The sequence below is a fragment of the Stenotrophomonas sp. TD3 genome, from assembly GCF_001939825.1.
Lineage (GTDB): Bacteria > Pseudomonadota > Gammaproteobacteria > Xanthomonadales > Xanthomonadaceae > Stenotrophomonas.
Genome location: NZ_MOYM01000002.1, coordinates 429687 through 455758, shown reverse-complemented (window position 1 = coordinate 455758; position 26072 = coordinate 429687). Strand labels below are relative to the sequence as shown.

Annotated in this window: 21 protein-coding genes and 2 tRNA genes; 10 read left to right on the top strand and 13 right to left on the bottom strand. The window is 67.3% G+C overall.

The annotated features are described in order from the left end of the window. Window position 1 precedes the first annotated feature (1 nt). Together cydC and cydD are read right to left on the bottom strand one after the other, a co-directional pair. Window positions 2-1675 (bottom strand): thiol reductant ABC exporter subunit CydC, encoded by a 1674-nt coding sequence (cydC, locus tag BKE09_RS18935; RefSeq protein WP_075677255.1) that lies wholly within the window; start codon window positions 1673-1675, stop codon window positions 2-4. After that, on the bottom strand, window positions 1672-3417 hold the full coding sequence (cydD, locus tag BKE09_RS18930) for a thiol reductant ABC exporter subunit CydD (RefSeq protein ID WP_075677253.1): 1746 nt from the start codon (window positions 3415-3417) through the stop codon (window positions 1672-1674). The genes cydC and cydD overlap by 4 nt, the downstream gene beginning before the upstream one ends. Window positions 3418-3644: 227 nt before the next feature. Between cydD and BKE09_RS18925 the strand changes: the two genes are divergently transcribed. The 10 genes from BKE09_RS18925 to pgaD all read left to right on the top strand — a co-directional run bounded on the left by BKE09_RS18925 (window position 3645) and on the right by pgaD (window position 14334). Next, window positions 3645-5234, top strand: coding sequence for a cytochrome ubiquinol oxidase subunit I (locus BKE09_RS18925; protein ID WP_075677251.1), 1590 nt, complete (start codon window positions 3645-3647; stop codon window positions 5232-5234). Window positions 5235-5249: 15 nt separating this feature from the next. After that, window positions 5250-6401 carry a cytochrome d ubiquinol oxidase subunit II gene (gene cydB / locus BKE09_RS18920; RefSeq protein ID WP_075677249.1) on the top strand — a complete coding sequence of 384 codons (1152 nt, stop codon included), beginning with the start codon at window positions 5250-5252 and terminating at the stop codon, window positions 6399-6401. 58 nt (window positions 6402-6459) lie between these two features. Beyond that, on the top strand, window positions 6460-6576 hold the full coding sequence (cydX, locus tag BKE09_RS18915) for a cytochrome bd-I oxidase subunit CydX (RefSeq protein ID WP_005410354.1): 117 nt from the start codon (window positions 6460-6462) through the stop codon (window positions 6574-6576). Between the two features lie 55 nt (window positions 6577-6631). Then, window positions 6632-6708 (top strand) — tRNA-Pro (locus tag BKE09_RS18910). 140 nt (window positions 6709-6848) lie between these two features. Further along, a tRNA-Pro gene (locus BKE09_RS18905) sits at window positions 6849-6925 on the top strand. A gap of 221 nt (window positions 6926-7146) precedes the next feature. Then, the gene (locus BKE09_RS18900) at window positions 7147-8352 is read left to right on the top strand and encodes an MFS transporter (protein WP_014037847.1); all 1206 of its coding nucleotides are present in this window, start codon (window positions 7147-7149) and stop codon (window positions 8350-8352) included. 341 nt (window positions 8353-8693) lie between these two features. After that, on the top strand, window positions 8694-10721 hold the full coding sequence (pgaA, locus tag BKE09_RS18895; RefSeq protein ID WP_075677247.1) for a poly-beta-1,6 N-acetyl-D-glucosamine export porin PgaA: 2028 nt from the start codon (window positions 8694-8696) through the stop codon (window positions 10719-10721). Window position 10722: 1 nt separating this feature from the next. After that, a complete protein-coding gene (pgaB, locus tag BKE09_RS18890) occupies window positions 10723-12609 on the top strand; it encodes a poly-beta-1,6-N-acetyl-D-glucosamine N-deacetylase PgaB (RefSeq protein WP_075677245.1) in 1887 nt (628 codons plus the stop codon). 7 nt (window positions 12610-12616) lie between these two features. After that, the gene (pgaC, locus tag BKE09_RS18885) at window positions 12617-13867 is read left to right on the top strand and encodes a poly-beta-1,6-N-acetyl-D-glucosamine synthase (RefSeq protein ID WP_170871776.1); all 1251 of its coding nucleotides are present in this window, start codon (window positions 12617-12619) and stop codon (window positions 13865-13867) included. Beyond that, window positions 13864-14334, top strand: coding sequence for a poly-beta-1,6-N-acetyl-D-glucosamine biosynthesis protein PgaD (gene pgaD / locus BKE09_RS18880; protein ID WP_075677241.1), 471 nt, complete (start codon window positions 13864-13866; stop codon window positions 14332-14334). The genes pgaC and pgaD overlap by 4 nt, the downstream gene beginning before the upstream one ends. 169 nt (window positions 14335-14503) lie before the next feature. Here the strand turns inward: pgaD and BKE09_RS18875 are convergent, their stop codons facing one another. From BKE09_RS18875 to BKE09_RS18825, 11 genes are all read right to left on the bottom strand, one after another. After that, window positions 14504-15775: a glutamate-5-semialdehyde dehydrogenase gene (locus BKE09_RS18875; RefSeq protein WP_075677239.1), complete on the bottom strand. Its 1272-nt coding sequence runs from the start codon at window positions 15773-15775 to the stop codon at window positions 14504-14506. Continuing rightward, on the bottom strand, window positions 15772-16929 hold the full coding sequence (gene proB / locus BKE09_RS18870) for a glutamate 5-kinase (RefSeq protein ID WP_075677237.1): 1158 nt from the start codon (window positions 16927-16929) through the stop codon (window positions 15772-15774). Before proB ends, BKE09_RS18875 begins: the two co-directional genes overlap by 4 nt. Window positions 16930-16940: 11 nt before the next feature. Next, on the bottom strand, window positions 16941-17204 hold the full coding sequence (locus tag BKE09_RS18865; RefSeq protein WP_014037854.1) for a YciI family protein: 264 nt from the start codon (window positions 17202-17204) through the stop codon (window positions 16941-16943). Next, complete coding sequence (argH, locus tag BKE09_RS18860; RefSeq protein WP_075677235.1) at window positions 17204-18499, bottom strand: argininosuccinate lyase; 1296 nt, start codon at window positions 18497-18499, stop codon at window positions 17204-17206. Before argH ends, BKE09_RS18865 begins: the two co-directional genes overlap by 1 nt. A 20-nt stretch (window positions 18500-18519) precedes the next feature. Next, window positions 18520-19473 (bottom strand): N-acetyl-gamma-glutamyl-phosphate reductase, encoded by a 954-nt coding sequence (gene argC / locus BKE09_RS18855; protein ID WP_071229720.1) that lies wholly within the window; start codon window positions 19471-19473, stop codon window positions 18520-18522. Next, the gene (locus BKE09_RS18850; RefSeq protein WP_075677233.1) at window positions 19470-20069 is read right to left on the bottom strand and encodes a GNAT family protein; all 600 of its coding nucleotides are present in this window, start codon (window positions 20067-20069) and stop codon (window positions 19470-19472) included. Before BKE09_RS18850 ends, argC begins: the two co-directional genes overlap by 4 nt. 4 nt (window positions 20070-20073) lie before the next feature. Beyond that, window positions 20074-21402 (bottom strand): acetylglutamate kinase, encoded by a 1329-nt coding sequence (locus BKE09_RS18845; RefSeq protein WP_014037858.1) that lies wholly within the window; start codon window positions 21400-21402, stop codon window positions 20074-20076. Window positions 21403-21477: 75 nt separating this feature from the next. Continuing rightward, window positions 21478-22566, bottom strand: a complete 1089-nt coding sequence (locus BKE09_RS18840; RefSeq protein WP_075677231.1) for an acetylornithine deacetylase — start codon at window positions 22564-22566, stop codon at window positions 21478-21480. A 152-nt stretch (window positions 22567-22718) separates the two neighbouring features. Beyond that, window positions 22719-23915, bottom strand: coding sequence for an argininosuccinate synthase (locus BKE09_RS18835; protein ID WP_053450318.1), 1197 nt, complete (start codon window positions 23913-23915; stop codon window positions 22719-22721). 120 nt (window positions 23916-24035) lie between these two features. Then, window positions 24036-25046, bottom strand: a complete 1011-nt coding sequence (locus BKE09_RS18830) for an N-acetylornithine carbamoyltransferase (RefSeq protein ID WP_014037861.1) — start codon at window positions 25044-25046, stop codon at window positions 24036-24038. 319 nt (window positions 25047-25365) lie between these two features. Then, window positions 25366-25929, bottom strand: a complete 564-nt coding sequence (locus tag BKE09_RS18825) for a hypothetical protein (protein WP_049442777.1) — start codon at window positions 25927-25929, stop codon at window positions 25366-25368. Window positions 25930-26072: the final 143 nt, after the last annotated feature.

Genomic DNA, 26072 nt, shown 5'->3' with positions numbered 1-26072 from the left:
TTCACGCTTCGCGCTCCAACACCCCATCACGCAACCGGTACTGCGCATCGACCACGCCGTCGGGCAGGTCGTCGTGGGTGATCATCAGCAGGCTGCGCCCGTCCAGCAATCCGGAAAGGTCCTGCAGCAGCGCGCGTGCGGTATCCACGTCCAGGCCTTCGGTCGGTTCGTCCAGCAGCAGGATCGGCGCATCGCGCAACAGCGCGCGCGCCAGCGCCAGCCGTCGCGCCTGGCCGGCCGACATCGTCGCGCCGTTCTCGCCGACCCAGGCCTGCAGGCCACCGTTGTGCTCGGCCCAGTCACCCAGGCGAACGCGGCGCAGCACCGCCCACAACGCGGCGTCGCTGGCGTCGGGATCACCCAGCCGCAGGTTCTCGGCCACCGTGCCGGCAAACACCGGTGCGTTCTGCGGCAGCCAGGCCAGCTGGCGGTGCCACTCGGCCTGGGCGACGTCGCGCAGGTCGCGGCCACCATAGGTGATTCGCCCCTGCTGCGGATCCCACAGCCGCAACAGCAGGCTGGACAGCGTGGTCTTGCCACTGCCGCTGTCGCCGCGAATCGCGATGCGTTCGCCCGGCGCCAGGGTCAGCTGCAGGCCGGACAGCACCGGCCGCGCGGCACCCGGCCACTGGAAATGCACGTCATCCCAATGCACGCGCGCCGCCTGCGGCACCGGCTGCGGCGCCTGCGGATCCTGCACCGTCGGCGGTTGTTCGACGATGGCCTGCAGGCGATCGGCCGCAATGCGCCCGGACTGCAGCGACTGCCAGGCCAGGCCCATGCCCGCCCACAGCTCGATCAGCGCCACGGTCAGGAACACGAGGCCCGCGGCCATCTCCGGCGCGATGCGCTGTTGTTCGGCGGCGTGCAGCGCCAGCGCCAGCATCGCCACCAGCCCCAGCCCGGCGACCAGGCCGTGCAGGGTCGAGGCCGCGATCAGGCGCCAACGCCGACGACGATCACGCGAGGCCAGCTGCTTGGCGGCCACGCGCACCTTCAGCTGCCAGGCCGCATCGGCATGCAGCGCGGCCAGATCACCGGCCCCTTCCAGCCCTTCGAACGCGGCGGTACGCAGTGCGGCACGATGCGCGGCACGATCGGCCTCTTCGTCCTCGTGGCCACGCACGCCCAGCCACGGCACGCCGAAGGCGATCAGCAGCGCCAGCACCGCCAGCAGCACCGCTGCCGCGGGCAGGATCAGCGCTGCCGAGGCGACCGCCACCACTGACAGCGCACCCAGCGCCACCAGCGGCCCGATCGCACGCACCAGCAGTCCATCCACTTCGCCGATGTCCCCCAGCAGCCGCGCCAGCAACTCGCCGGTACGCGTGGCCCCCAACCGTGCCGGGGCAAGTGGCAGCGCGCGGCGGAAGAACCACACGCGCAGGTCGCGGGCGATGCGCAGCGTGGCATCGTGGCCGACCAGCTTTTCGAAGTAGCGCGACACGATGCGCGCCATGGTCAGGCCACGGATGCCGGCCGAGGGTGAGAAGAAATTGAAGCCCTGGCCGAGGCCGGCCGCACCGGCCAGCGCAGCCGCCGTGAGGAAACCACCGGACAGGCCGAGCAGCGCCGTGCCGGCCAGCATCGTGGTCCACAGCAGCAGCATGGTCAGCAACAGGCGCGGCCGGTGGCGCAGGAACACCGCGCGCAGCGAATCAGGCGAGCGGCTCATGCGCGCACCGCCTGTGCCGGTTCCACCAGGCGGCCTTCCGGCAACAGCAGGCAACGGTCAGCCCACGCGATCACCGCCGGGCTGTGGGTGGCGACCACCACGCTGCGCCCGCGTGCATACGCCGCCAGGCTGCGCAGCAGGGCCGCTTCGGTATCGGCATCGAGGAATGCGGTGGGCTCGTCCAACAGCAGCACCTGCGGATCACGCAGCAACAGGCGGGCCAGGCCGATGCGGCGGGCTTCGCCACCGGACAGGCCGAAGCCGCGCTCGCCGATCACCGTGTCCAGCCCCTGCGGCAGGCGCTGGGCAAACTGCAGGACCTGCGAGGCCTCGGCCACCGCGCGCAGCCGTGCATCGCTGGCACCGGGATCGGCCAGGCGCAGGTTGTCGGCGATGCTGCCGTGGAACAGGTACGGTCGCTGGCTGGCATAGGCCACCTGCATGCCGGGCCGCAGCTGCAGCTTGCCGGCACGCGGCGGCAGCCAGCCGGCCAGCGCCTCCAGCAGCGTGCTTTTGCCGGACCCGCTGGGACCGACCAGGGCCAGGCGCTGGCCCGGCTCCAGCAGCAGGTCCAGATCCTGCAGCACGTCCTGCGGCGCACCCAGCGGGCGCAGCACCAGCCCCTGTGCCTGCAGCGGCGGCAGGGCGGCCTCGGCCGGCTCCACCGCCAGCGGTGCAACCTCGTTCTCGATCAGGCCCTGCTCGTCCGGCAGCGATTGCAGCAGGCGCTCCACTTCGGCGGCGGCGGCCAGTGCATTGGCACGATCGTGGTAGTGCGCGGCCAGCCGTCGCAGCGGCGCATAGAACTCCGGGGCCAGCAGCAGGCAGAACAGGCCTGCACCCAGCGTCGGCACCGCTGCATGCAGCGACATCATGCCCAGATAGCTCAGACCGAGGTACAGCGCGACCATCGCCACGCTGACCGAGGCGAAGAATTCCAGCACCGTGGACGACAGGAACGCGATGCGCAGCACCTTCAGCGTGCGCACGCGCACGCCTTCGGCGGCGGCCTCGATGCCCTCCAGCTCGGCGTCACCGCGTCCATACAGGCGCAGCAGGCCCAGGCCCTTGATCCGGTCGGCGAAATGGCCGCTCATGCGCGCCAGTTCACCCAGCTGCGCGCGCCCGGCGGCTTCGGCGCCCCAGCCCACCAGCATCATGAAGAACGGCACCAGCGGCGCGGTGAACAGCAGGATCAGCGCCACCACCCAGTCCACCCAGGCCACCGCGGCCAGGATCAGCAGCGGCACCACCACCACTTCGGTGCGCACCGGCAGGAAGCCGCTGTAATAACTCTCGATCGCATCACCGTGATGCAGCATCAGTTCGCCCAGTTCACCGGTGCGGCGCTGCCGCAGCCACAGCGGGCCATGGCCCAGCAGGCGCGCGAACACGCGTTCGCGCAGTGCCAGGCGCGCGGCATCGGCCACGTCACCGGCAGCGGCCTGGGTGGCGCTGCCCAGCAAGGTGCGCAGCACCAGGATCACCGCCAGTCCCGCCAGCACCGGCAGCCCCGAGGACAGCGACGCGCGCTCCACCAGCACCTGCTGCACCAGCCAGGCGATGGCGGCGGCCTGGCCGATCAACAGCGCGCCGGACAGGCTGATGCACAGCGCGGCCAGACGCTGGCGGCCCCGGGCCGAGCGTGCCAGATCAGCCAGCCAGGCCGTGCGCACACGCCGCTGGCGGGCGGTTTCAGCTTCCGGGGACAGGCCGTCAGGGGTCGTTTCGGCAGCGCTCAAGAGGTCTTCACGGGCAACGGGGGAGACACGGCATTGTAGGCGCAGGCAATAGCCCGCCCCTGCGGCCGGCGGTCGCAGTCTTCATCAGGTTCGCATACCATCCCTTCGCACACCTGTTCATACATTGATCTGGATCAAGGCTGTTTGAAGTAGTCGGTCACATCATTCACGTCGTAGACCACCCTTCCCGCCACCTGCAACGGCACTATCCACGAGGTAGCCAGGCCATGATTGATCAGACAGTCGTAGAACTGTCGCGGCTGCAATTCGCGCTGACCGCGATGTACCACTTCCTATTCGTACCGCTCACCCTCGGCCTGTCCTTCATGGTGGCCATCATGGAGAGCGTGTACGTGATGACCGGCAAGGAGATCTGGCGCAGGATGACCCTGTTCTGGGGCGTCCTGTTCGGCATCAACTTCGCCATGGGCGTCGCCACCGGCATCGTCATGGAATTCCAGTTCGGCATGAACTGGTCCTATTACAGCCACTACGTGGGTGACATCTTCGGTGCGCCGCTGGCCATCGAAGGCCTGATGGCGTTCTTCCTGGAAGCCACCTTCGTCGGCCTGTTCTTCTTCGGCTGGAACCGCCTGAGCAAGGTCAAGCACCTGATGGTGACCTGGCTGATGGCGCTGGGCACCAACCTGTCGGCGATCTGGATCCTGATCGCCAACGGCTGGATGCAGAACCCGACCGGTGCGGTGTTCAACCCGGAAACCATGCGCATGGAAGTCGTCGACTTCATGGCCGTGGTGTTCAACCCGGTGGCGCAGGCCAAGTTCGTGCACACCGTCAGCGCCGGTTACGTGACCGGTGCGGTGTTCGTGATGGCGATCAGCGCCCTGTTCCTGCTGCGCAACAAGCACAAGGACCTGGCCCGCCGTTCGTTCGCCGTAGCCGCAGCCTTCGGCCTGCTGTCGTCGCTGTCGGTGGTGGTGCTGGGTGACGAGAGCGGTTACGCCGCCAGCGAACACCAGAAGATGAAGCTGGCCGCGATCGAAGCGATGTGGGAGACCGAGCGTGCACCGGCCGACTTCACCGCCTTCGGCATCCCGAACCAGGAAACCCACCAGAACGACTACGCGGTGAAGATCCCGTACCTGATGGGCCTGATCGCCACCCGTTCGTTGAACCAGCCGATCCCGGGCATCCTGGAACTGGTCGATCGTGCCGAGCACCGCGTGCGCGGTGGCCAGCTGGCCTACGGTGCACTGGAACGCCTGCGCGCCAACAAGAACGACGTCGAGGCGCGCGAGATGTTCGACCGCCATTGGCAGGACCTGGGCCATGGCCTGCTGCTCAAGCGCTACCGCGATGACATCCTCAACGCCACCCCGCAGGAAATCTCGCAGGCGGCGATGGACACCGTGCCGCGCGTGATGCCGCTGTTCTGGACCTTCCGCGTGATGGCCGGCCTGGGCTTCTACCTGATCGCCTTCTTCGCGCTGGCCTTCTACTACTCCTGCCGCAACAACTTCCAGGACAAGCGCTGGTTCCTCAAGCTGGCCCTGTGGACGCTGCCGGCACCGTGGATCGCGATCGAATGTGGCTGGTTCGTGGCCGAATACGGTCGCCAGCCATGGGCGGTCGACGGCGTGCTGCCGACCTTCTATGCGGCATCGGGCCTGGCCCTGCATGAAATCGTGCTGACCCTGGCCGGCTTCACCGCGATCTACACCGCGCTGATCGTGGTCGAGATCAAGCTGATGCTCAAGGCGATCCGCAAGGGTCCGGACGAGGTGCTGCCGTCGCTGCAGTCTCCCCAGCCGCATGCTTCCCACAATGCCTCGGCGCCGGCCGCCGGCCAGGCCTGAGGCAGGAGAACCAAGATGGATTTCATTCTTCTGGACTACACCACGCTGCGCGTGATCTGGTGGCTGCTGCTCGGCATCCTGCTGATCGGTTTCGCCGTGATGGATGGTTTCGACCTGGGCGTAGGCACCCTGCTGCCCTTCGTCGCCCGCAACGATGCCGAGCGCCGGCTGGTGATCAACACCATCGGCCCGGTCTGGGAAGGCAACCAGGTATGGCTGGTGCTCGGTGGCGGTGCGATCTTCGCCGCCTGGCCGCCGCTGTATGCGGTCAGCTTCTCCGGGTTCTACCTGGCGATGTTCGTGATCCTGTTCGCCCTGATCCTGCGTCCGGTCGGCTTCAAGTTCCGCAGCAAGATGCCCAGCGAACGCTGGCGCAACACCTGGGACTGGGCGCTGTTCATCGGTGGCTTCATCCCGGCGCTGATCATGGGCGTGGCAGTGGGCAACGTGGTGCTGGGCGTGCCGTTCCACTTCGATGACAGCATGCGCATCTTCTACACCGGCTCGTTCTTCGGCCTGCTGATGCCCTTCGCGCTGCTGGCCGGTCTGCTCAGCGTGTCGATGCTGGTCGCCCACGGTGCTGCCATGCTGGTGCTGAAGACCGATGGCCCGGTGGCCGAGCGTGCGGCCCGCTTCGGCAGCATCGCCGCGGTCATCGCCTTCGTGCTGTTCGCCGTCGGTGGCGCCTGGGTGGCCTTCGGCCTGCCGGGTTACCAGATCACCTCGCAGGTGGTCACCGATGGCGCCACCAATCCGCTGCTGAAGACCGCCGAACTCGGCGCCGCCGGTGGCTGGATGCGCAACTACAGCACGATGCCGGCCACGATCCTGGCCCCGCTGCTCGGCCTGGCCGGCCTGCTGGCCAGTGCGGTGCTGCTGCGTGCCCGTCGCGGCGGCCTGGCCTTCATCGCCTCCGGTGCGGCCATCGCCGGCATCATCCTGACCGTCGGCTTCGCCATCTTCCCGTTCCTGCTGCCGTCCTCGAGCCAGCCCACCTCCAGCCTGACCGTGTGGGATGCCTCGTCCAGCCACCTGACCCTGTGGATCATGCTGCTGGCCACGGCGGTGTTCCTGCCGATCATCATCGGTTACACCACCTGGGTGTACCGCGTGCTGAAGGGCAAGACCACCACCGAAGAGATGGGCAACAACCCGAACGCGTATTGATCGCCTGCACGTGTGCCGACCAACGGTCGGCACCTACCCGGAATGAAGGAGACTGATCATGTGGTATTTCGCCTGGATTCTCGGCGCCGGCCTCGCCTCGACGGTGGCCATCCTCAACGGCATGTGGTTCGAAGCCCGCGAGCAGAACCGCATCGAGAAAGAAAATCGTCGCTGAGCTGTAAAAAAACCTTGCCGCCCTGGCCTTCACACGGTATCTTAGGCGGCTCCTTCGGGGTGTAGCTCAGTCTGGTAGAGCGCTACGTTCGGGACGTAGAGGTCGCAGGTTCGAATCCTGTCTCCCCGACCACTTTGGTGGTCACATTGAAGCCTGGTGAAGTCGTCCAGGCTTTTTTGTTCCCTGAAGTGGCACTGCTTCGGCAGTGTGAAGAAAACGGCATTTACCCCTTGCCGCCATCGGGGTAAATCGCTAGAATAGGCGGCTCCCTTCGGGGTGTAGCTCAGTCTGGTAGAGCGCTACGTTCGGGACGTAGAGGTCGCAGGTTCGAATCCTGTCTCCCCGACCACTTCGGTGGTCACCAAGAAGCCTGGAAGACATCACTGTCCTCCGGGTTTTTTTGTATCAGGCACACGGCCGCCCGCGTGACGGGACCTTGCCGGAGCCCGCACGTACAATGGCCGCGCTGCCGGCCCGCCAGCAGCCCCTCCCCCACCTGCCGCTTCGGCGTAGACCGATGCCGGCGCTGCATGCCATTGCCCCGGCGTGCGACACCTGCAAGGACCACCGATGAGTTCCTCCACTTCCGATTCGCCGTCGCTGCTGCACGGGCGCGTCCTCGCGTTCGCCGCGATCCTGCTGGCAGCGATCAACCTGCGCACCGCGGTCACCTCGATCACCCCGCTGCTGGACGTGCTCGGCCAGCAGTTCGGCTTCGGCACCACCATGACCGGCGTGCTGGGCATGCTGCCGACCGCCTCGTTCGCGCTGTTCGGCGTCGCCACGCCGGCGCTGGCGCGGCGCCTCGGGCTGGAGCGCACCACGCTGCTGGCGATGGTGATGGCAATGGCCGGCCTGCTGCTGCGTTCCAGCGCCGGCAACGTCGGCACGCTGCTGTTGGGTTCGGTGGTGGCACTGGCCGGCATGGGCATCGGCAACGTGGTGGTGCCGCCGCTGGTGAAGCGCTATTTCGCCAACAAGGTCGGCACCATGAGCACGCTCTACATCAGCGTGCTGCAGCTGGGCACGATGCTGCCCGCGCTGCTGGCGGTACCGGTGGCCAACGCCGCAGGCTGGCGCGTCTCGCTGGGCATGTGGGCGCTGCTGGCGCTGGCTGCCGCACTGCCGTGGCTGGTGCTGGCCACGCGCGCGCCGAAGCCGCAGACCGACGCGTCCGATCCGACCGCGCAGCCGCACGGCAAGGTCTGGCGCACGTCGCTGGGCTGGAGCATGACGCTGATGTTCGGCATGACCTCGCTGATGACCTACTCGATGTTCACCTGGCTGCCGCGCATCGTGGTCGAGGCCGGTGGCACGCCGGCGTTCGGTGGCGTGATGGTCGCCGTGTTCTCGGCGCTGGGCCTGCTGCCGTCGCTGGTCATTCCATCGATGGCGGTGCGCCTGCAGAACCCGTTCCCGCTGGTGCTGATCGGCTTCTTCTCGTTCGTGATCGCCTTCACCGGCCTGCTGCTGGCACCGATGAAGGCGCCACTGCTATGGGCCTGCCTGCTCGGCGTCGGCCCGTCCACCTTCCCGCTGGCACTGACCCTGATCAACCTGCGCACGCGCACCCCGACCGGCTCGGCGGCGCTGTCCGGCTTCATGCAGGGCGTGGGCTACAGCTTCAGCTGCCTGGGCCCGTTCCTGGTGGGCTGGCTGCACACGGTCAGCGACGGCTGGACCCTCCCGTTCAGCTTCCTGTTCGGCTGCGCCACCCTGATGCTGTGCGCCTCGTGGGTGGCCTGCAAGCCGCGCAAGCTGGAAGATCTCTGGTAAGCGGCCGGGGCCGCCTGCCGGCCTCGTCGACCCGCCATCCGTCTTCACACGCATCTTGACGCTGGACTGACAATTCCGGGCGGATAGTGCCGGTGAATGCCCATCCTTGCCGCGTGCCGGCATCGGGCATGGGGGCGGCGTCGCCGCCCGGAACACCACTCGGTGTGCGGGGGACTTTCGTTTCAGACAAGACATTGCAGGTCGCTGTCCGGGTTGTACCCGCCCTTGCTGGGCGGCATGCACGAAGGGAGTGACGCAGGCCACGGCCATCCCAGAATCTGGCATGTGATGTGCGTCACATTTTCACAGGTTGTCTGGTTCGGAAGCCAAGGGGGTCCCCAATGGTTGTCCACCGCCGGCTGGCGCTCTGCGTCGGCCTTGCCTGCACCGCCCTGGCCTGGGCCAGCAGCGCTGCCCCGCCCGACCGCGACGCGGCGTTGGCCGAGATCGGCCGCTATCGAGACCAGGCGCGTTGGCTGGACGCCCTGGGCGCGATCGAGCGCGCCAGCCAGCAGCAACCCAACGACGACCTGCTGTTCAAACTGCGCGTATTGACGCTGGGTGACATCGGCAACGCCTGGCGCGCGTGGGAGCTGTACCAGCAGCGCCCGCAACTCTTCGACGATGCGCAGAAGCAGCGCCTGGAAGGCGACTACCTGGCCAAGCTGGTGGTCTGGAGCCTGGCCTACAGCAGCAGCGAGGACAGCCGCCTGGAAGAGGCCGAATCGACCTTGGCCCGCATGCAGCGCTACCTTGGCGGCGAAGGCACGCCGCCCGCGCAGGCACCGCTGCGGATCCGCATGGACCGCCTGATCCTGCTCAACCGGCTGGGCCGCCATGCACAGGTCCGCGAGGAAGCCCGGGCCCTGCAGGCCGAAGGCCACACCCTGCCCGACTACGTGCTGCCCGCAGTGGGCGATTCGTTGATGGGCACCCTGCACCCGGAGGAAGCCATTCCGGTGCTGCAGGCCGCCGTGGCCGGCGACCCGACACGCGACGCCTCGCATTCGGAACTGGCTTACGCCTACCTGGAAAGCGAGCAGCAGGAAAAGGCCATCGACCTGCTGCAGGCATGGCGTGACAAAGAGCCGGCCTGGCGCTGGAGCAACGGCAAGTCGCCCTACGCGAACTGGTCGCGCTACGAGGCCGACCTCAACCTGGCGATGGTGCGCGCCTACAGCGGTGACCTGCACACCGCGCAGCACGACCTGGAGTCGATGGTCGAGATCGCACCCGGCAACGGCGGGCTGCAGAGTGCGCTGGGCAGCGTCTACATGATGCGCGGCTGGCCACGCAGGGCGCTGCAGCGCCAGCAGATGGCGCACGCGCTGGACCCGCGTGACATCGAACCGCGACTGGGCATGGAAGAAGCCTACGTTGCCCTGCAGCGCGACGACCTGGCGCGACCGCTGCACGATGACCTGGTCGCGCGCTATCCCACCCAGCCGGCGGTCGAACGCATGGACCAGGCCTGGCGTGCGCATCGCGGCTGGCAGCTGAAGGCATGGACCGACATCGGCCACAGCTCCGGGGGTGGTGGCACCTCGCCACTGGGCAACAACGATCGCCACTACGGCGTGGAAGTGGAGACGCCGATCCTTGATGACCGCTGGCGGTTGTTCGCCCTCGCCGACCGGCGTTCGACCGACTTCCAGGACCAGCGCATCGATCCGTTGTGGCTGGGCGCTGGCGTGCGTTACCGCTTCGGGCGGCTGGACGCAGAAGCAGCCGTACTACGCGCCAACGACCACATCGGCGATACCGGCCTGCGCGCCGGTGTCGGCTGGCAGTTCAACGACTACTGGCATGCCGGCGTGGTGGCCGCGCGCAATGATCCGGACGCCTCGATGCAGGCGCGCGCTGCCGGCATCACCGCCGACAGCGTGAGCGCACAGGTGGACTACCGGCGCAGCGAGCTCACCCACTGGATGTTCGGCGCCAGCCGCTTCCGCTATGACGATGGCAACCATCGCGAGCTGTTCAGCAGCAGCCTGGAACAGCGCCTGTTGACCCGCCCCCGCTGGCTGATCGATGGCCTGGCCAGCGCCTACACCAGTCGTGGCAGCCGCGACGATGCGCCCTACTTCAACCCGAAACGCGACCGCATGGTCGAGATCGGCCTGCGCATCGACCAGCAGCTGTGGCGGCATTACGAGCGCCACTTCCGGCACCGGCTGACCGTCTCGCTGGGCGACTACTGGCAGGACGGCTTCGGCAGCGCACTGGTGCCGTCGGTGTCCTACATGCATGAGTGGCAGCTGGGCCCCGGCCGCGTGTTCGAGTACGGCGTGCGCTGGTCACGGCCGGTCTACGACGGCCATCGCGAACGCCATATCGGCTTCGAAGCCGCATTGCGCTGGGGAGACTGACATGGCCCGCATCCTGCGACTGATCGTGCTCCTGCTGCTGGCCAGCGTGCCGCCGGCGTTCGCGCAGCAACCCCTGCATCTTGATGCGATCGACAACGGCCTGCTGATCCTCAGCTACCACGACATCCGCGACCAGGTGGCCGCCAAGGGCGATGCCGATACCTATGCGGTGAGCACGCAGAACTTCGCCGCGCACCTGGACTGGCTGGGCGCGCATGGCTACCACCCGGTCTCGCTGTCGCAGGTGATCGAAGCCTCGCAGGGCCGTGCCACGCTGCCGCCGAAACCGGTGCTGCTGACCTTCGACGATGGCCTGCGCAGCGTCTACGACAAGGCCTTCCCGCTGCTGCAGGCCTACCACTACCCGGCCCTGGTGGCGGTGATCACCGACTACGTGGACATGGCACCGGGCCGCACCATCGACTACGGCTACCGCCCGTTCGGCCACGATGATTTCGTCACCTGGGCGCAGCTGAAGCAGATGCACGACAGCGGCCTGATCGAAGTGGCCAGCCATACCGACGACCTGCACCACGGCGTGCTCGCCAATCCACAGGGCAATTCCACACCCGCCGTGGTCACCCGCATCTACACCCCCGCCACGCACAGCTACGAAAGCGAGGCGCAGTATGAGCAGCGCCTGCGCACCGACCTCGCACGCAGCGTGCAGCGCATCGAACAGCATCTCGGAGTACGTCCGCGCGCGATCGTCTGGCCGTACGCGGCCTACAACCAGTTGAGCAACGACATCGCCGAGCAGCTGGGCATGCCGGTCTCGTTCGACCTGGAAGGCCGCAGCACCCCGGTGGCCAGCGACCTGCACGGGCTGGCGCGGCTGCTGGTGAGCGACAACCCGACGGTGGAAGGCCTGGCCTATGAACTGCGCCGTGATGTTGCGCTCGATGGCATCCGCGCCCTGCAGATCGACCTGGACGATGTGTATGACCCGGATCCGGCGCAGCAGGCACGCAATCTCGATGCATTGATCGAGCGGGTCAAGCGCATCGCGCCGACCCATGTCTATCTGCAGGCCTTCGCCGACCCGGACGGCAACAACACCGCCGATGCGCTGTATTTCCCGAACCGGCACATGCCAATGCGCGCGGACCTGTTCAGCCGCGTCGCCTGGCAGCTGAAATCCCGCGCCGGGGTGAAGGTCTACGCGTGGCTGCCGGTGCTCGGCTTCGAGCTGCCCGACCCGGTGCAGCGCAAGGCGCTGGCGATCCGCAATGGTGATGCCGACGGCATGTACCGGTTGGATTTCACCAACCCGAAGGCCAGGCAGATCATGCTCGACATCTACGAGGATCTGGCGGTCAATTCCTACTTCGAAGGCCTGCTGTTCCATGACGACGGTTACCTGCGCGACACCGAGCTGCCCGCTCTGGCGGCCGGCGAGGATGGCAGCGCACGTACCCAGGCACTGATCGACTTCACCCTGGCCCTGCGCGACAGCGCCCAACGCTGGCGGCCGAAACTGGCAACGGTGCGCAACCTGTATGCCGAGCCGGTACTCCGCCCGCAGAGCGAAGCCTGGTTCGCGCAGCGCCTGGACCTGTTCAACAAGGCCTACGACCAGACGGCTCTGATGGCGATGCCGTGGATGGAAGGCAGCAAGCACCCCGAGCGCTGGCTCGATCAGTTGCTGGCCGCGGTACGCGCACACGACCCGCAGCTTCAGCACACGCTGTTCGAGCTGCAGACCGTCGATTGGCGCAGCGGGCAGCCGATTCCCGCCGAGCGCCTGCGTGCGCAGATCCGCCAGCTGCAGGCGCAGGGCGTGCACCACTTCGCCTGGTACCCGGATGACTTCATCGCCGACCAGCCCTCCACCCGCGATGCCCGCGCGGCAATGTCCGCCGGCAACTTCCCGTACCCGGAGAAGTGACGTGGACATGCATCCGCTGCTGCAGGTCCTGTTCCAGTTCGCCTTCTACTACCCGATGGTGATGGCGTTCTTCTGGATGTCCGGTGGCCTGTACTACTACTTCCGGCGCGAGCGCCACTCGCGTCCGCGCAACGATCCGCCCTTGATGATCGACCCTCCGTTCGCGACCTTGCTGGTGCCCTGCCACAACGAAGCGGACAACCTGGACGACACGCTCACTGCGGCGCTGGCCCAGCGCTACCCCGCCGACTACGAAGTGATCGCCATCGACGATGGCAGCAGCGATGACACCGGCGCGCGACTGGACGCGCTGGCGGCAAAGCATCCACGGCTGCGCGTGCTGCATCTGGACCGCAACCTGGGCAAGGCCAATGCGTTGCGCATGGGCGCGCTGGCCGCACGCTCGGAGTACCTGGTGTGCATCGATGGCGATGCGATGCTGGAAGAGCATGCACTGCACTGGATGGTCTGGCACCTGGTCAGTGGCAACCGGGTCGGCGCGGTCACCGGCAACCCGCGCATCCGCAACCGCTCCACCCTGCTCGGACGCCTGCAGGTGGCGGAGTTCTCCTCGATCATCGGCATGATCAAGCGGGCGCAGCGCGTGTATGGCCGCATCTTCACCATCTCCGGCGTGATCGCCGGTTTCCGCCGCACCGCCCTGCATCAGGTCGGCTGGTGGTCGGATGACATGGTGACCGAGGACATCGACATCAGCTGGCGCCTGCAGCGCGCGCACTGGGATATCCGCTACGAACCCAACGCGCTGTGCTTCATCCTGATGCCGGAGACACTCAAGGGCCTGTGGCGGCAGCGCCTGCGCTGGGCCCAGGGCGGCGTGGAAGTGATGCTGCGCCACGCCCGCTCGCTGCTGCACTGGAAAGAGCGCCGCATGTGGGGCGTGTTGCTGGAATACGTGCTGAGCGTGGTCTGGGCCTACACCATGCTGTTCATCGTGCTGCTGTGGGCACTGGGCAAGTTCATCGAGCTGCCGCCGCAGCTGCATATCGCCAGCCTGCTGCCGGAATGGCATGGCGTGATCCTGGCGCTGGTCTGCCTGCTGCAGTTCGCCAGCAGCCTGATCATCGACCGGCGTTACGAAACACAGATTGGACGCAATTACTTCTGGGTCATCTGGTACCCGATGGCGTACTGGCTGATCAGCCTTTCCACCACCCTGGTGGCGCTGCCGAAGACGCTGCTGCGCCGTCGCAGCAAGCGCGCCACCTGGACCAGCCCTGACCGGGGGATCCGATGAACGCGCAACGCCCGTCCAACCGCTTCGACTCGCGGATGATCCGCAAGCCGCACCGCCAGCCACGCTTCCAGCGCACTGCCTGGGGCTTCGTCACCCTGGCGTTCTGGGGCTTCTACTTCTACCTGTGGGCACCCCTGGTGACCCTGCTTTCGTGGCTGATCGGTGGCCAGCTGGCCTGGCGGCAACTTTACGAACGGCAGAACCAGTTCGACCCGTACGTGCTGGTCGCGCTGCCATTGATGCTGCTGTGCGCCAGCGTGCTGCTGATCGGCTGGGCCGAGTACAACCGCGCCCGCTTCCGTGGCCGCGAGCGCCGCCTGCCGCGGCCCCTGGCCAGCCTCAACGAGGTGGCCGCCGATCTGGGCGCCAGCACCGGGCTGGCCGAACGCCTGATGGGCTGCAAGGCCGCCACGCTGCACATGGATGAGCATGCGCGGCCGGTCGGCATCCGCCGCGAGGTGGTGTAACTCGATTCCCCTGGGTGCCGACCTTGGTCGGCACTTGCTTTGGTAGATGCCGACCTTGGTCGGCGTTCTCTCCGGTGGCTGCCAACCTTGGTCGGCGTTCTCTCTGGTGGGTGCCGACCTTGGTCAGCACCGGGGTCTACCGCGAAGAGCGTCCACGCATGGCGTGGATCTACTTGCGCGTCTGCCCTTCCCCGCGCACGACAAATCGTTCGACGGTGAGCGCTTCCAGGCCCATCGGGCCGTAGGCGTGCAGGCGCGTGGTGGAAATGCCGATCTCGCTGCCCAGGCCCAGCTGGCCACCATCGGAGAAGCGCGACGAAGCGTTGACCATCACCACCGCCGAGCGCAGTGCGCTGACGAAGCGCTCGGCGTGGCCGGCGTCCTCGGTGGCGATCACTTCGGTGTGGTCGGAGGTATAGGCGCGGATGTGCGCGATGGCCGCATCAAGATCATCGACCACGCGCACCGCCAGTACCAGATCGAGGAATTCGGCGGCATAGTCCTCTTCGGTGGCCGCCGTGCTACCCGGCAGCAACGGCTGCGCCTGCGCATCGGCGCGCAGCTGCACCCCGCGCTCACCCAGCGCCTGCGCCACGCGCGGCAGGAACGCTTCGGCCAGGTCGCGGTGCACCAGCAGCGTCTCCAGTGAATTGCAGGCCGCAGGACGGCTGCACTTGCCATCCACCAGCAGGTCGATGGCCTTGCCCAGGTCGGCACTGGCATCCACGAACAGGTGGCAGACGCCCTTGTAATGCTTGATCACCGGCACGCGCGCGTGTTCGGCGACGAAGCGGATCAGGCCTTCGCCGCCACGCGGAATCGCCAGGTCGATCAGCTCATGCAGCTGCAGCAGTTCCAGCATCGCTTCGCGGCGCAGGTCGGTCAGCACGGTCACCGCCGCCGGCGGTACGCCGTTGGCCTTCAATGCACCGGCCAGCGCCTGGGCGATGGCCGTGTTGGAATGGATCGCTTCGGAACCACCGCGCAGGATCACGCCATTGCCCGCCTTCAGGCACAGCGCGGCCGCTTCGGCGGTCACGTTCGGGCGCGCCTCGTAGATCATCGCGATCACCCCCAGCGGAACGCGTACCTTCTGCACGCGGATGCCGTTCGGACGTACGTCGTCGCGGGTGACCTGGCCGACCGGGTCGGGCAGTGCCGCCACTTCGCGCACCGCTTCGGCCATCGCGAACAGACGTGCCGGGTCCAACGCCAGGCGATCGAGCATGGCACTGCCAACGCCCTTGTCGCGAGCGGCGGCGAGGTCCCGCGCGTTGCCGGCCAGGATCAGGCCTGCATTCACTTCCAGTGCCTGCGCCATCGCCAGCAGCAGCGTGCGCCGCGCCGCGCTGTCGAGGCCGGCAACGATCTGCGCCGCATCGCGGCAGGCGCGCACCTGCGCTTCGATTTCGCTCATCGGGGTGTCCTTCAAACCGTTCATGGCAGCACCAGGTCGTCGCGATGGACGACGCTGCCGCCGTAGTTGTAGCCGAGCACGGCCTGGATGTCGCGCGAATGGTGGCCGGCGATCCGGCGCACGTCATCGGCGGCGTACTGGCTGACGCCGCGGGCGACACAGACACGCCCCTGCGGCGCGATCCAGCACACCTGCACCATGTCACCGCGGCGGAACGCGCCCTCCGCACCGGTGATGCCACCGGGCAGCAGCGAGGCGCCCTTCTCGCGCATCGCCTGTGCCGCACCGGCATCGATGACGATCGCGCCCTCGGCCAGCGGCGCGTGCCGCAACCAGTGCTTGCGGGCGGCCTCGCGGCTGCGTGCGGCATGGATGCGGGTGCCGAACAGGCGATCCTGCGCCAGCGCGCGCACCACGTCGCTGCTGCGGCCGTTGAACAGGTAGGTCTCGATGCCGAGACGGCCAGCCTTGGCCGCCGCCTCCAGCTTGGTCCGCATGCCGCCGGTGCCAGCGCGCGAGCCAGCGCCGCCGGCCATCGCCAGCACATCGTCACTCAGTTCCGGCACGTCGTGCAGGGGCCGCGCGTCGGCCACGGTGCGCGGGTCGGCGCTGTACAGGCCGTCGATGTCGGTGGCGATGAACAGCGCATCGGCATCGACCAGTGCGGCCACGGTCGCGGCAAGGTTGTCGTTGTCGCCGAGCTTGAGTTCGTCCACCGACACGGTGTCGTTCTCGTTGACCACCGGCAGCGCACCCAGGCGCAGCAGTTCGCTCAGCGTGGCGCGTGCGTTGAGGTAGCGGCGGCGGTTGCGCAGGTCGTCGTGGGTCAGCAGCACCTGCGCCACCGGGCGCTCGAAGAAGCGCTGCCAGAGCCCGATCAGCTGCGCCTGGCCGAGCGCGGCCAGCGCCTGCCGCGCCGCCATCGCCGCACCGGGTTCATCGGCCCGCGGCAGGATCGCGCGCCCCGCCGCAACCGCACCGGAGGAGACGATCACCACCTCGCGCCCGGCCAGTACGTTGGCGGAAACAAACTGGGCCAGGCCCAGCGCGTGGCGTGGCGACAGGCCGCCACCATCGGCCGCCAGCAGGCTGCTGCCGACCTTCAGCACTGCACGCCGCCACGGCGGCAGCGCCTGTTGCGGGAACGGCGAGGCGACGTTGGCGGCGTGCAGGGTCATCGGTCAGGGCCTCAGCGGGTATTCCATTCGTGCACGGTCAGCTCGGAAGCGTGCATCGTCACCAGCGGATCGGTGGCGACGATGGCCTGCGCCTGCTCCAGGCTCTCGACGTTGCACAGCACATAGGCACCACCGCTGCCATCGGCGAAACCGCCGGTCAGCTGCAGCTTGCCCTGTGCCTGCAACGCGTCGAGGAAATCACGGTGCGGCTGCACCGCCGCGGCAGTGAAGTCGGGGCGGCGCATCGCCAGCACCAGATACATCGTGGCCGCCATCAGGACAACGCCTGCCAGCGTGCACGCAGTTCATCCAGGCGCAGGTCAGCGGCCGACCCCGGCGACACGCGTGCGGCCAGGCTGCCTTCCGGCGTGCGTCCCTGCCCTGCGCTGTCGGCGCCCGCCGCGGCGGCCTTGTAGGCCTCGCGGAACGGCACGCCGGCCACGGCCGCTTCCACGGCCACGTCGGTGGCATACATGCCCGAATCGATCGCCGCACGCAGCCTGTCGTCGCGCCATTCCAGGTTGGCCAGCAGCGCCGGCAGCAGCTCCAGCGCGGCCAGGCCACGGCCGAAGCCGTGGAAGATGGCACCCTTGGACGACTGCAGGTCACGGTGATAGCCGGACGGCAGCGACAGCAGCTGCTCGATCTCGGTGCGTGCGGCGGCGACGCTGGCGTGGGTCGCACGCATCAGTTCGATCACGTCCGGGTTGCGCTTGTTGGGCATGATCGAGCTGCCGGTGGTGTACTGCGCCGGCAATGCCACGAAACCAAATTCGGCGCTGGTGAACAGCGACAGGTCCCACGCGATGCGGCGCAGGTCCAGCGTGGCGCCTCCCAGCGCTTCCAGCGCGGCCAGCTCGAACTTGCCGCGCGACAGCTGCGCGTAGATCGGCGAGACCTGCATGCGCGCGAAGCCCAGCGCCGCCGTGGTGTGCTCCCGGTCCAGCGGCAGGTTCACGCCGTAACCAGCGGCGGTGCCGAGCGGATTGGCATCGACCAGTGCATGGGTGTCGCGGGCACGGATGGCGTTGTCGATGAAAGCCTCGGCCCAACCGGCCCACCACATGCCGGCCGAGGAGACCACGGCGCGCTGGATGTGGGTGTAGCCGGGAATCGGCAGGTCCTTCTCGGCCTGCGCACGGTCCAGCGCGACCTTGGCCACGTCGGCGCTGAGCTGGGCCACGCGCAGCAGCTTCTCCTTCAGCCACAGGCGGGTGGCGACCAGGATCTGGTCATTGCGGCTGCGGCCGGTGTGGATCTTGCGGCCGGCATCACCGAGGCGTTCGGTCAAACGTGCTTCGATTGCCGAGTGGCCATCTTCGTACTGCGTATCCAGCACGAAGCGGCCTTCGCGGAAGTCCTGCGCCAGCACGTCGAGCTCGCGCAGCAGGCCGGCCAGCTCGTCGGCGCTGAGGATGCCGATGTGCTGCAGGCCCTGCGCATGCGCGGCGCTGGCAGCGATGTCATGCAGGAAGAACTCGCGGTCGAGGATGACGTCGTCGCCGGCGAGGAAGGTCTGGATCTGGGCGTCGACAGCGACGCCGGGCTTCTGCCAAAGAAGGTCTGCCATGGGGGCTCCGGAATGCGTGTTCAGTGCGGGATCGACGTCAGTTCGTCGATGCCCAGCGCGAGGTTGAGGTTCTGCATGGCCTGGGTGGCCGCGCCCTTGAGCAGGTTGTCCAGGGTCGCCACCACCACCACCCGCTTGCCGCCCGGGGCCAGGGTGAAGCCGCCGACCTGGGCACCGTGGCGGCCGGCGATGCGGCTGACCCACGGTGCTTCATCCACCACCTCGATCAGCGGTTCGCCGGCATAGGCCTGCTGGAAGCGCTCGACGATCTGCTCGCGGGTCTGCACGCGGTTCAGCCACAGGTTGGCGGTGAGCGTGATGCCACGGAAATGCGGCGCGACGTGCGGCATGAACTCGACCGCCACGCCCAGCTGCACCGACACCTCGCGCTCGTGCACGTGGTTGGTCAGCGCATACGGCATCAGGTTGTCAGCCAGCAGTTCGACGTTGTTCTTGTCCGACGGCGTAGTGCCGGCACCGGAGTAGCCGGACACACCGAAGCACTGCGGCGGGCCGGCCAGCAGGTCCAGCAGCGGATGCACCGCCAGCTGCATCGCCGTGGCATAGCAGCCCGGATTGCTGATGTGCTTCTGGCCGCTGTAGCGGCCGCGGGTCAGCTCCGGCAGGCCGTAGTACCAGCTGTTGTCGAAACGGTAGTCGGCCGACAGGTCGACGATGACAGTGTCCGGCTTCGCCGCTTCCAGTGCCGCCACGAACGGAGCGGCCAGCCCGTTGGGCAGGGCCAGGATCACCGCGTCCACGCCCTTGGCGGCCACCGCGTCGGCGTCCAGGTTCTCGTACTGCAGCTCACCCTGGAATTCCGGGTGATGGTCGGACAGGCGCTGCCCGGCACGCTCGCGCGAGGAGACGAAGGCCAGTTTCAGGCGCGGGTGGGCGGCCACCAGCTTGATCAGCTCGGCGCCGGTATGGCCACGGGCCCCGACGATGCCCAGGGTGAAAGTCGAATCGTTCATGCGTGACTGTCCAGGCGGTACTGCAGGTGGCGCTTCACGCCCTGCCATTCCGCATCGATGATGGAGAAGATGACGGTGTCGCGCGGCGTGCCGTCGGCGTGCCGCTTGTGGTTGCGCAGCACGCCATCCTGCTTGGCGCCAAGGCGGGCGATGGCGGTGCGCGAGGTGAAGTTGAACCAGCTGGTCTCGAACACGACGCTCAGGCACTCCAAGCGCTCGAACGCGTGGCTGAGCAGCATCAGCTTGGTCTCGGTATTGATCCCGGTGCGCTGCGCCGACTCGCCATACCAGGTGTAACCGATACTCAGGCGCGGCACGTCCGCTTGCAGATCGTAGTAGCGGGTGGTGCCGACAATCTGGTCGTTGGCATCGAACACCACGAACGGCAGCACCTTGCCTTCGGCCTGCGCCTGCAGCGCTGCCTGCACGTAGCCGGCCATGGTCTTCGCATCAGGCACCTGGGTGTACCAGAGCTTGGACAGCGCGCCATCGCCAAGCGCGCCGCGCAGGCCATCGATATGTCCCATCTGCAGCGGCTCCAGCCGCGCATGGGTACCCGCCAGCGTGGGGACCTTGGTCCAATCGGCATGGTTCATGTGTTCAGCCCTGCAGGCTCGGCGCGCGCCGGGCACAATGGTCGACGTAGGTCTTGATCCGGTCGATGCCATCGGCACCGAACCAGAACACCTTCCAGTGGTCCTGCTTGTAGCAGCCGTCGGATTCAGCGTAATAGAAGTGGTTGATCGGGTTGCCGTGGCGCGAACGCCAGAACAGCTGCGGGGTTTCCTCCAGCATCACGTTCCAGACCGCGCGGCCCAGGCCCTCGCCCTGCGCATCGTCGAGCACGGCGAACTTGTCCAGGTACACACCCTCGGCCTCGTCGGTGAGGATCACCGCGGTGCGGTAGTTCTCGCTGACATAGGCACGCAGCAGCTTCGTCTTTTCGAAGTACTCCGGCACCAGGGTGCGGCCGAAGCTGGATTCGATCAGGCCCTTCAGGCGGGGCAGGTCCAGCTCGTTCCAGGCAGTGGCGCGCAGCACCTTTTCGCCCTTGCGCACCAGCGTGCCCGACCCCTTGTGGGTGAACAGTTCCTTGGCCAGGTCGGCCGGGCGCGTGATCGACACCGACGATTCCAGCGGCAGGCGGTCGAGCAGATCCTTGATCTGTTCAATCTTCACCTTCATGCCGCCGTGGATCCACGGCTGCGCGATCAGGTGGTCGTACTCGGTGGACAGGTTGATCGAATCAATCACGTTGCCCTGCTCGTCCAGCAGGCCGCCGGTGCCGGTCAGGAAGATGATCTTGTACGGCTGCAGTTCCTGTACAAGCTCGTTGGCGGCGAAGTCGGCGTTGACGTTGAGGATCTGGCCCCCAGCGGTTTCGCCCAGGCTGGTGATGACCGGGATCGACCCGGCGCGCAGGCTGGCCTCGATCGGTGCCAGGTTGACCTTCTTCACCTCGCCGACCAGGCCGTAGGTGTCCACGTCCAGGTACTCGGCCTCGAACACGCCGCCGGTGATCGAGGTGGCGCGCGCGCCGTTCTGCTGCAGCGCCTCGACCAGGCGCAGGTTGGACTGCTGGAACACCCGGCGCACGATCGCCAGCGCTTCCGGCGAAGTCACGCGCAGGCCGTTGACGGTCTGCTTCTCGATGCCGGCGGCGGACAGTTCGGCATCCAGCTGCGGGCCGGCGCCGTGCAGCACGATCGGGGTCAGCCCGACTTCCTGCAGGAACGACAGCGAAGAGGTCAGCGCGTCGAGGTCGTCGCGCAGCACCGCGCCGCCGACCTTGACCACGGCGAAACGCTTGGCGTCCAGCTGCGAGAAGCGCTTGAGGTACTGGCTGATCTCCTTCGCGCTGGCCATGCTGGAAAGCAGGCGCACGATGGTCTGGCGGGTCTGGCGGTGAGGCTGGAGGGCAGGAGACATTTCGGTTTCGTCACAGGCGGCGGTCGCCGCGTTGCAGTTCCACCCGGCCAGGGCCGGGCGGCGTTGTGGGGTCGATCAGGCGCCGGCGGCGATGATGCGGTGCACGGCGTCGGTGTAGCGCTGCAGCTGCTCCAGCGTCACGAACTCATCGGCGGTGTGGGCCTGGGCGATGTCGCCCGGGCCGAACACCAGCGTGGTGTAGCCACCGGCCGAGAACAACGAAGCCTCGGTCCAGAAATCCACCGCGTTGCCGATCGGCAGCTCCAGCGCGTCGGCGACGTCGCGCGCCAGCAGGCGGCGGTTCTCGGCCTCGGCGATGTCACCGGCCGGCAGGCTGGGGCCACGGAAGGTTTCAGTGAACAATGCGGCTTCCGGCTCGGCGAAACCGGCGAAGGTTGCCAGCAACCCGTCGATGTCCATCGACGGCAGCGGCCGGAACCCGAAGCGCACCTCGGCAGCCGGCGCGATCATGTTGGCCTTGATCCCGCCTTCGACGCGGCCGATGTTGAAACGCAGGCCGGTCAGCCCGCCGAAGCGGGCCGAGGCCAGCGATTCCACATGGTCCAGCGCGCGGTTGCCCCAGCGCATGGCCTGGTGCAGCGCGCTGGCGGCCGCATCCTGCTTGCCCGAAGCGTGCCCGGCGCGGCCGGCGAACTGCATCAGCACCGAACTGATGCCACGATGCGCCAGCACCGCTTCGCTCATGGTCGGCTCCGCCACCAGCACCGCTTCATACGGCAGGCCACGGGCCAGGAACGCGGCGATGCAGCGCGGATCGTTGGCTTCCTCGTCACTGGAGAACAGGAAGGCGGCGTCGCCATCGCTGGCATTGGCCGCCGCCACCAGTGCAGCGGCGGCGCCCTTGATGTCACACACGCCCAGGCCGACCACACGGTCGTCCAGGCGGCGCATCACGTGCGGGTCGGCACTCCAGTGCGGCGAGTCCGGCACGGTATCCAGGTGCACGTTGAACAGGTACTTCGGCGTGCCGCGCACCGCGTACAGGCTGACCGCACCGGCGCCATGGTCGATCACCTCGACGTCGAAGCCGGGCAGGTTCGCGCGCAGGTAATCGAAGATGCCACCGGTGGTGATCGCACGCGGCGGGTTGCGGGTGTCGAAGGACACCAGGGCCTGCAGGTGATCGAGCGTCTGTTCAAGCATGTGTCTGAATATCCGTAGGGTTCGAAATCGGTAGTGCCGGCCGCTGGCCGGCTCCGCAATGATCCAGCCGTGCCACGAGCCGGCCAGCGGCCGGCACTACCCTCCATTGACGTTGCGAGGCGCCGGCCAGCGGCCGGCACCCCCGTCACAGGTCAACCGCGATTGACCTGCGCATAGACAGTGGAGCTCATTCCGAACAGCTTGATGAAGCCCTCAGCCTCCTCCACGCCCCAGTCGGCCGACTGCGCGTAGGTGGCGCCCTTGGTGTTGAGCAGGTGCGGCGACTTCACCGCCACCGCATCGACGCGGCCACCACGGGTTTCCAGCACCACTTCACCGTTGACCTTGGCCTGCGAGGACTTCAGGAAGGCCTCGATGTCGGTCTTCAGCGGGTCGTGGTAGAAGCCTTCGTACACCAGCTCCACCCACTTGCGTGCGACGTCCGGCTTGAAGCGGTTCTGCTGCTTGGTCAGCACGGCATCTTCCAGCGCGCGGTGCGCGGCCAGCAGCGAGACCAGGCCCGGGGCCTCGAACACGATGCGGCCCTTCAGGCCGATCACGGTGTCGCCGGTGTAGACGCCGCGGCCAACGCCGTACGGGGCGAACAGCTTGTTGAGCTGGGCCAGGATCTGGTCGCCCGGCAGCGCCTTGCCGTTCAGTTCGACGGCTTCGCCTTCAACGAACTTCAGGGTCACGGTCAGCGCCTGTTCCGGCCATTCGCTGCGCGGCGAGCACCAGCCACGCGCGCCTTCACCCGGGGCTTCCCAACGGTCGATCTCGCCGCCGGACATGGTCACGCCCAGCAGGTTCTCGTTGATGGTGTAAGCCTGCTGCTTGGCGCGCACGCCGAAGCCGCGCTCTTCCAGGTACTTCTGCTCGTAGGCGCGGGTCTGGGTGTGTTCCTTCTGGATCTCGCGGATCGGCGCGATGATCTGGTAGTCGCCCAGTGCCTTCACGGCCAGGTCGAAGCGGACCTGGTCGTTGCCCATGCCGGTGCAGCCATGGGCAATGATGTTGGTGCCCAGCTCGGCAGCACGCTTCAGCGCGGCATCGACGATCAGGTAGCGGTCCGAGACCAGCAGCGGGTACTGGCCCTGGTAGCCCTCACCGGCCCACACGAACGGCTTGACGAAGCCTTCCCAGATGGCCGGGCCACCGTTGACGGTGACGTGGCTGGTCACGCCCAGCTCGGCGGCGCGCTTCTCGATGAAATCGCGCTCTTCATCATCCACGCCGCCGGTGTCGGCGAACACGGTGTGCACGTTGTAGCCGCGCTCCTGCAGGTACGGCACGCAGAAGCTGGTATCCAGGCCGCCGGAGAAGGCGAGAACGACGTCTTTGTTGCTCATGGGGATCAGGTCCACTTGGGGGATGGGAATTCGGTAGAGCCGACCGCTGGTCGGCTGATATGTTGGATGCGCCTCTGCGGGAGCAGCCGACCAACGGTCGGCTCTACCCCCTTGTTTGATTCAGCGCCCGGCAACTGCGGCCATGATCGCCTTCTGTACGTGCAGGCGGTTCTCGGCTTCGTTGATGGCGATGCACTGCGGCGAATCCATCACCGCATCGGTGGCCTTCACGTTGCGGCGCAGCGGTAGGCAGTGGCTGAACACACCGTTGTTGGTCAGCGCCATCTTCCGTTCGTCCACGATGAAGTGCTTGAACTGGTCGCGGATCGGCTTTTCCGGTTCCCAGTTGCCGAAGAACGGCAGCGCGCCCCAGCTCTTGGCGTAGACCACGTCGGCGCCGGCGTAGGCGCTGTCGATGTCATGGCTGATCTTCAGCGAGCCACCGCTCTCGGCCACGTTCTGCTCGGCCCAGCCCATGTAGCGGTCGTCGAGGATGTAGTCGGCGGTCGGGCACAGCAGGGTCACGTCCATGCCCATGCGGGTGGCGATGGTCAGCGCCGAATTGGCAACGGCGGTGTTCAGCGGCTTGGGGTGGTAGGTCCAGGTCAGCACGTACTTCTTGCCGCGCAGGTCCTGGGTGCCGAAGTGCTCCTGCAGGGCCATGATGTGGGCCAGCTCCTGGCACGGATGGGTGATGGTCTCCATGTTGATGACCGGCACCGGCGAGTACTTGGCGAAGCTGTTGAGGACGATGTCCTGGCGGTCGTAGGCCCAGTCGATGAACTTGGGGAACGCGCGCACGGCGATGATGTCGCAGTAACGGCCCAGCACCTTGGCCACTTCAGCGATGTGCTCTTCGGTATCGCCGTCCATCACCGTGCCGAGGTTGAACTCGATCGGCCACGCATCCTTGCCCGGCTGCAGCACCACCGCGTGGGCGCCGAGCTGGAACGCGCCCAGTTCGAAGCTGGTGCGGGTGCGCATGGACGGGTTGAAGAACACCAGCGCGATCGACTTGCCCTTGAGCTGGTCGCCGAGCTTGTTGCGCTTGAACAGCGCTGCCTGGGTCAGCAGCGCGTCGAGATCGCTGCGGCTCCAGTCCTGGGTGTTCAGGAAGTGCTTGGGGGACATCATCTTTCCTTGCGTGGCGGCGCCGGGTTCGACGCAGTGGAAGGGAAAAGCAGGAACCAAAGGTGGAGCGAAAAGGTTGCAGTTGCAGCTTTCAGAACGCAGAAACGAAAAAACCCAGCCGGCGGGCTGGGTTTTTTTCGGACGAACAGCAAAAAGCTCCGGTTACCCAGCGAGGATGTGGGGTTCCGGTCGACGCGCACGCGAGGTCATGCCAGACGCCTGTCGGGCTGCGCTGCTGTCGTGCTGGAAGTCGGTGAGCTTCATGGTCAAATATCTTTGCATGCGCCCGGGGCCGGCGCAAGGGGCCGGGGTCGCAGAATCAGGGATTACTGGCAGTGCCCTGCTCGGGGCCGACCCAGGGAGTGATCGACACCCGGATCTTGAGCCGGTTGCCGGGGTCTTCCGGCAGCCGCGAGCGGTACTTGGTGCCCTTGTAGACGTAATCCACGTCGTAGGCGATGGGCCGGCGGAATTCACGCCCCACCGGCACGATGCGGCAGTCGCGGGTCAGCATCGGGCCCGTGTTGGCCGGCGCCGGGGCCGGCGTCTCGGCTCCGGTCTCCTCAACGGCTTCCTCGTCGCTGCGCTTGAACATCGAGCGCACCGAGTCCCAGAAGCGGCTGATCCGGCCCTTGTCCTCAACCGGCTCCTCGCCCGTCACGTTCACCGGGGCCAGGGTCCGGGTCGACACCGGCTCGCAGTGCTCCTCGGTGCGGGTCGCACGCAGGGTCTGGAACACCGGCTCGACGTTCAGGACCTGGGCGTAGTCGAACTTCACGTTCTCCACGATCACCACCCGGTTGCGGGGCTCGGCCTCCTGCGCCAGCACCACGGCGGGCAGCGCCGACAGGCAGGCCAGGGTCAGCAACGCGGTGGATTTCATTGGCGACGGGAGCAAGGACACGGCAATAGTGTAGGCAGTGGCGAGCGCAAGGGGCTGAACATTACCCGTCCACGCCGCTCCTGCCCACCCCACCCGGGGTGGACCCGGCGTCCACCGGTGGCAACGGGTGCCCCCAAAGGGGG

Excerpts from the sequence above, each read along its gene's own strand:
- argH (WP_075677235.1), bottom strand. The coding sequence starts at position 18,499 with ATGGCAGACCTTCTTTGGCAGAAGCCCGGCGTCGCTGTCGACGCCCAG.
- BKE09_RS18875 (WP_075677239.1), bottom strand. The coding sequence starts at position 15,775 with ATGAACGGTTTGAAGGACACCCCGATGAGCGAAATCGAAGCGCAGGTG.
- BKE09_RS18825 (WP_049442777.1), bottom strand. The coding sequence starts at position 25,929 with ATGAAATCCACCGCGTTGCTGACCCTGGCCTGCCTGTCGGCGCTGCCC.
- pgaA (WP_075677247.1), top strand. The coding sequence starts at position 8,694 with ATGGTTGTCCACCGCCGGCTGGCGCTCTGCGTCGGCCTTGCCTGCACC.
- pgaD (WP_075677241.1), top strand. The coding sequence starts at position 13,864 with ATGAACGCGCAACGCCCGTCCAACCGCTTCGACTCGCGGATGATCCGC.
- BKE09_RS18835 (WP_053450318.1), bottom strand. The coding sequence starts at position 23,915 with ATGAGCAACAAAGACGTCGTTCTCGCCTTCTCCGGCGGCCTGGATACC.
- proB (WP_075677237.1), bottom strand. The coding sequence starts at position 16,929 with ATGACCCTGCACGCCGCCAACGTCGCCTCGCCGTTCCCGCAACAGGCG.
- BKE09_RS18845 (WP_014037858.1), bottom strand. The coding sequence starts at position 21,402 with ATGTCTCCTGCCCTCCAGCCTCACCGCCAGACCCGCCAGACCATCGTG.
- cydC (WP_075677255.1), bottom strand. The coding sequence starts at position 1,675 with ATGAGCCGCTCGCCTGATTCGCTGCGCGCGGTGTTCCTGCGCCACCGG.
- BKE09_RS18925 (WP_075677251.1), top strand. The coding sequence starts at position 3,645 with ATGATTGATCAGACAGTCGTAGAACTGTCGCGGCTGCAATTCGCGCTG.
- pgaC (WP_170871776.1), top strand. The coding sequence starts at position 12,617 with ATGCATCCGCTGCTGCAGGTCCTGTTCCAGTTCGCCTTCTACTACCCG.
- BKE09_RS18850 (WP_075677233.1), bottom strand. The coding sequence starts at position 20,069 with ATGAACCATGCCGATTGGACCAAGGTCCCCACGCTGGCGGGTACCCAT.
- BKE09_RS18900 (WP_014037847.1), top strand. The coding sequence starts at position 7,147 with ATGAGTTCCTCCACTTCCGATTCGCCGTCGCTGCTGCACGGGCGCGTC.
- cydB (WP_075677249.1), top strand. The coding sequence starts at position 5,250 with ATGGATTTCATTCTTCTGGACTACACCACGCTGCGCGTGATCTGGTGG.
- BKE09_RS18830 (WP_014037861.1), bottom strand. The coding sequence starts at position 25,046 with ATGTCCCCCAAGCACTTCCTGAACACCCAGGACTGGAGCCGCAGCGAT.
- cydX (WP_005410354.1), top strand. The coding sequence starts at position 6,460 with ATGTGGTATTTCGCCTGGATTCTCGGCGCCGGCCTCGCCTCGACGGTG.
- BKE09_RS18865 (WP_014037854.1), bottom strand. The coding sequence starts at position 17,204 with ATGGCGGCCACGATGTATCTGGTGCTGGCGATGCGCCGCCCCGACTTC.
- BKE09_RS18840 (WP_075677231.1), bottom strand. The coding sequence starts at position 22,566 with ATGCTTGAACAGACGCTCGATCACCTGCAGGCCCTGGTGTCCTTCGAC.
- pgaB (WP_075677245.1), top strand. The coding sequence starts at position 10,723 with ATGGCCCGCATCCTGCGACTGATCGTGCTCCTGCTGCTGGCCAGCGTG.
- argC (WP_071229720.1), bottom strand. The coding sequence starts at position 19,473 with ATGAACGATTCGACTTTCACCCTGGGCATCGTCGGGGCCCGTGGCCAT.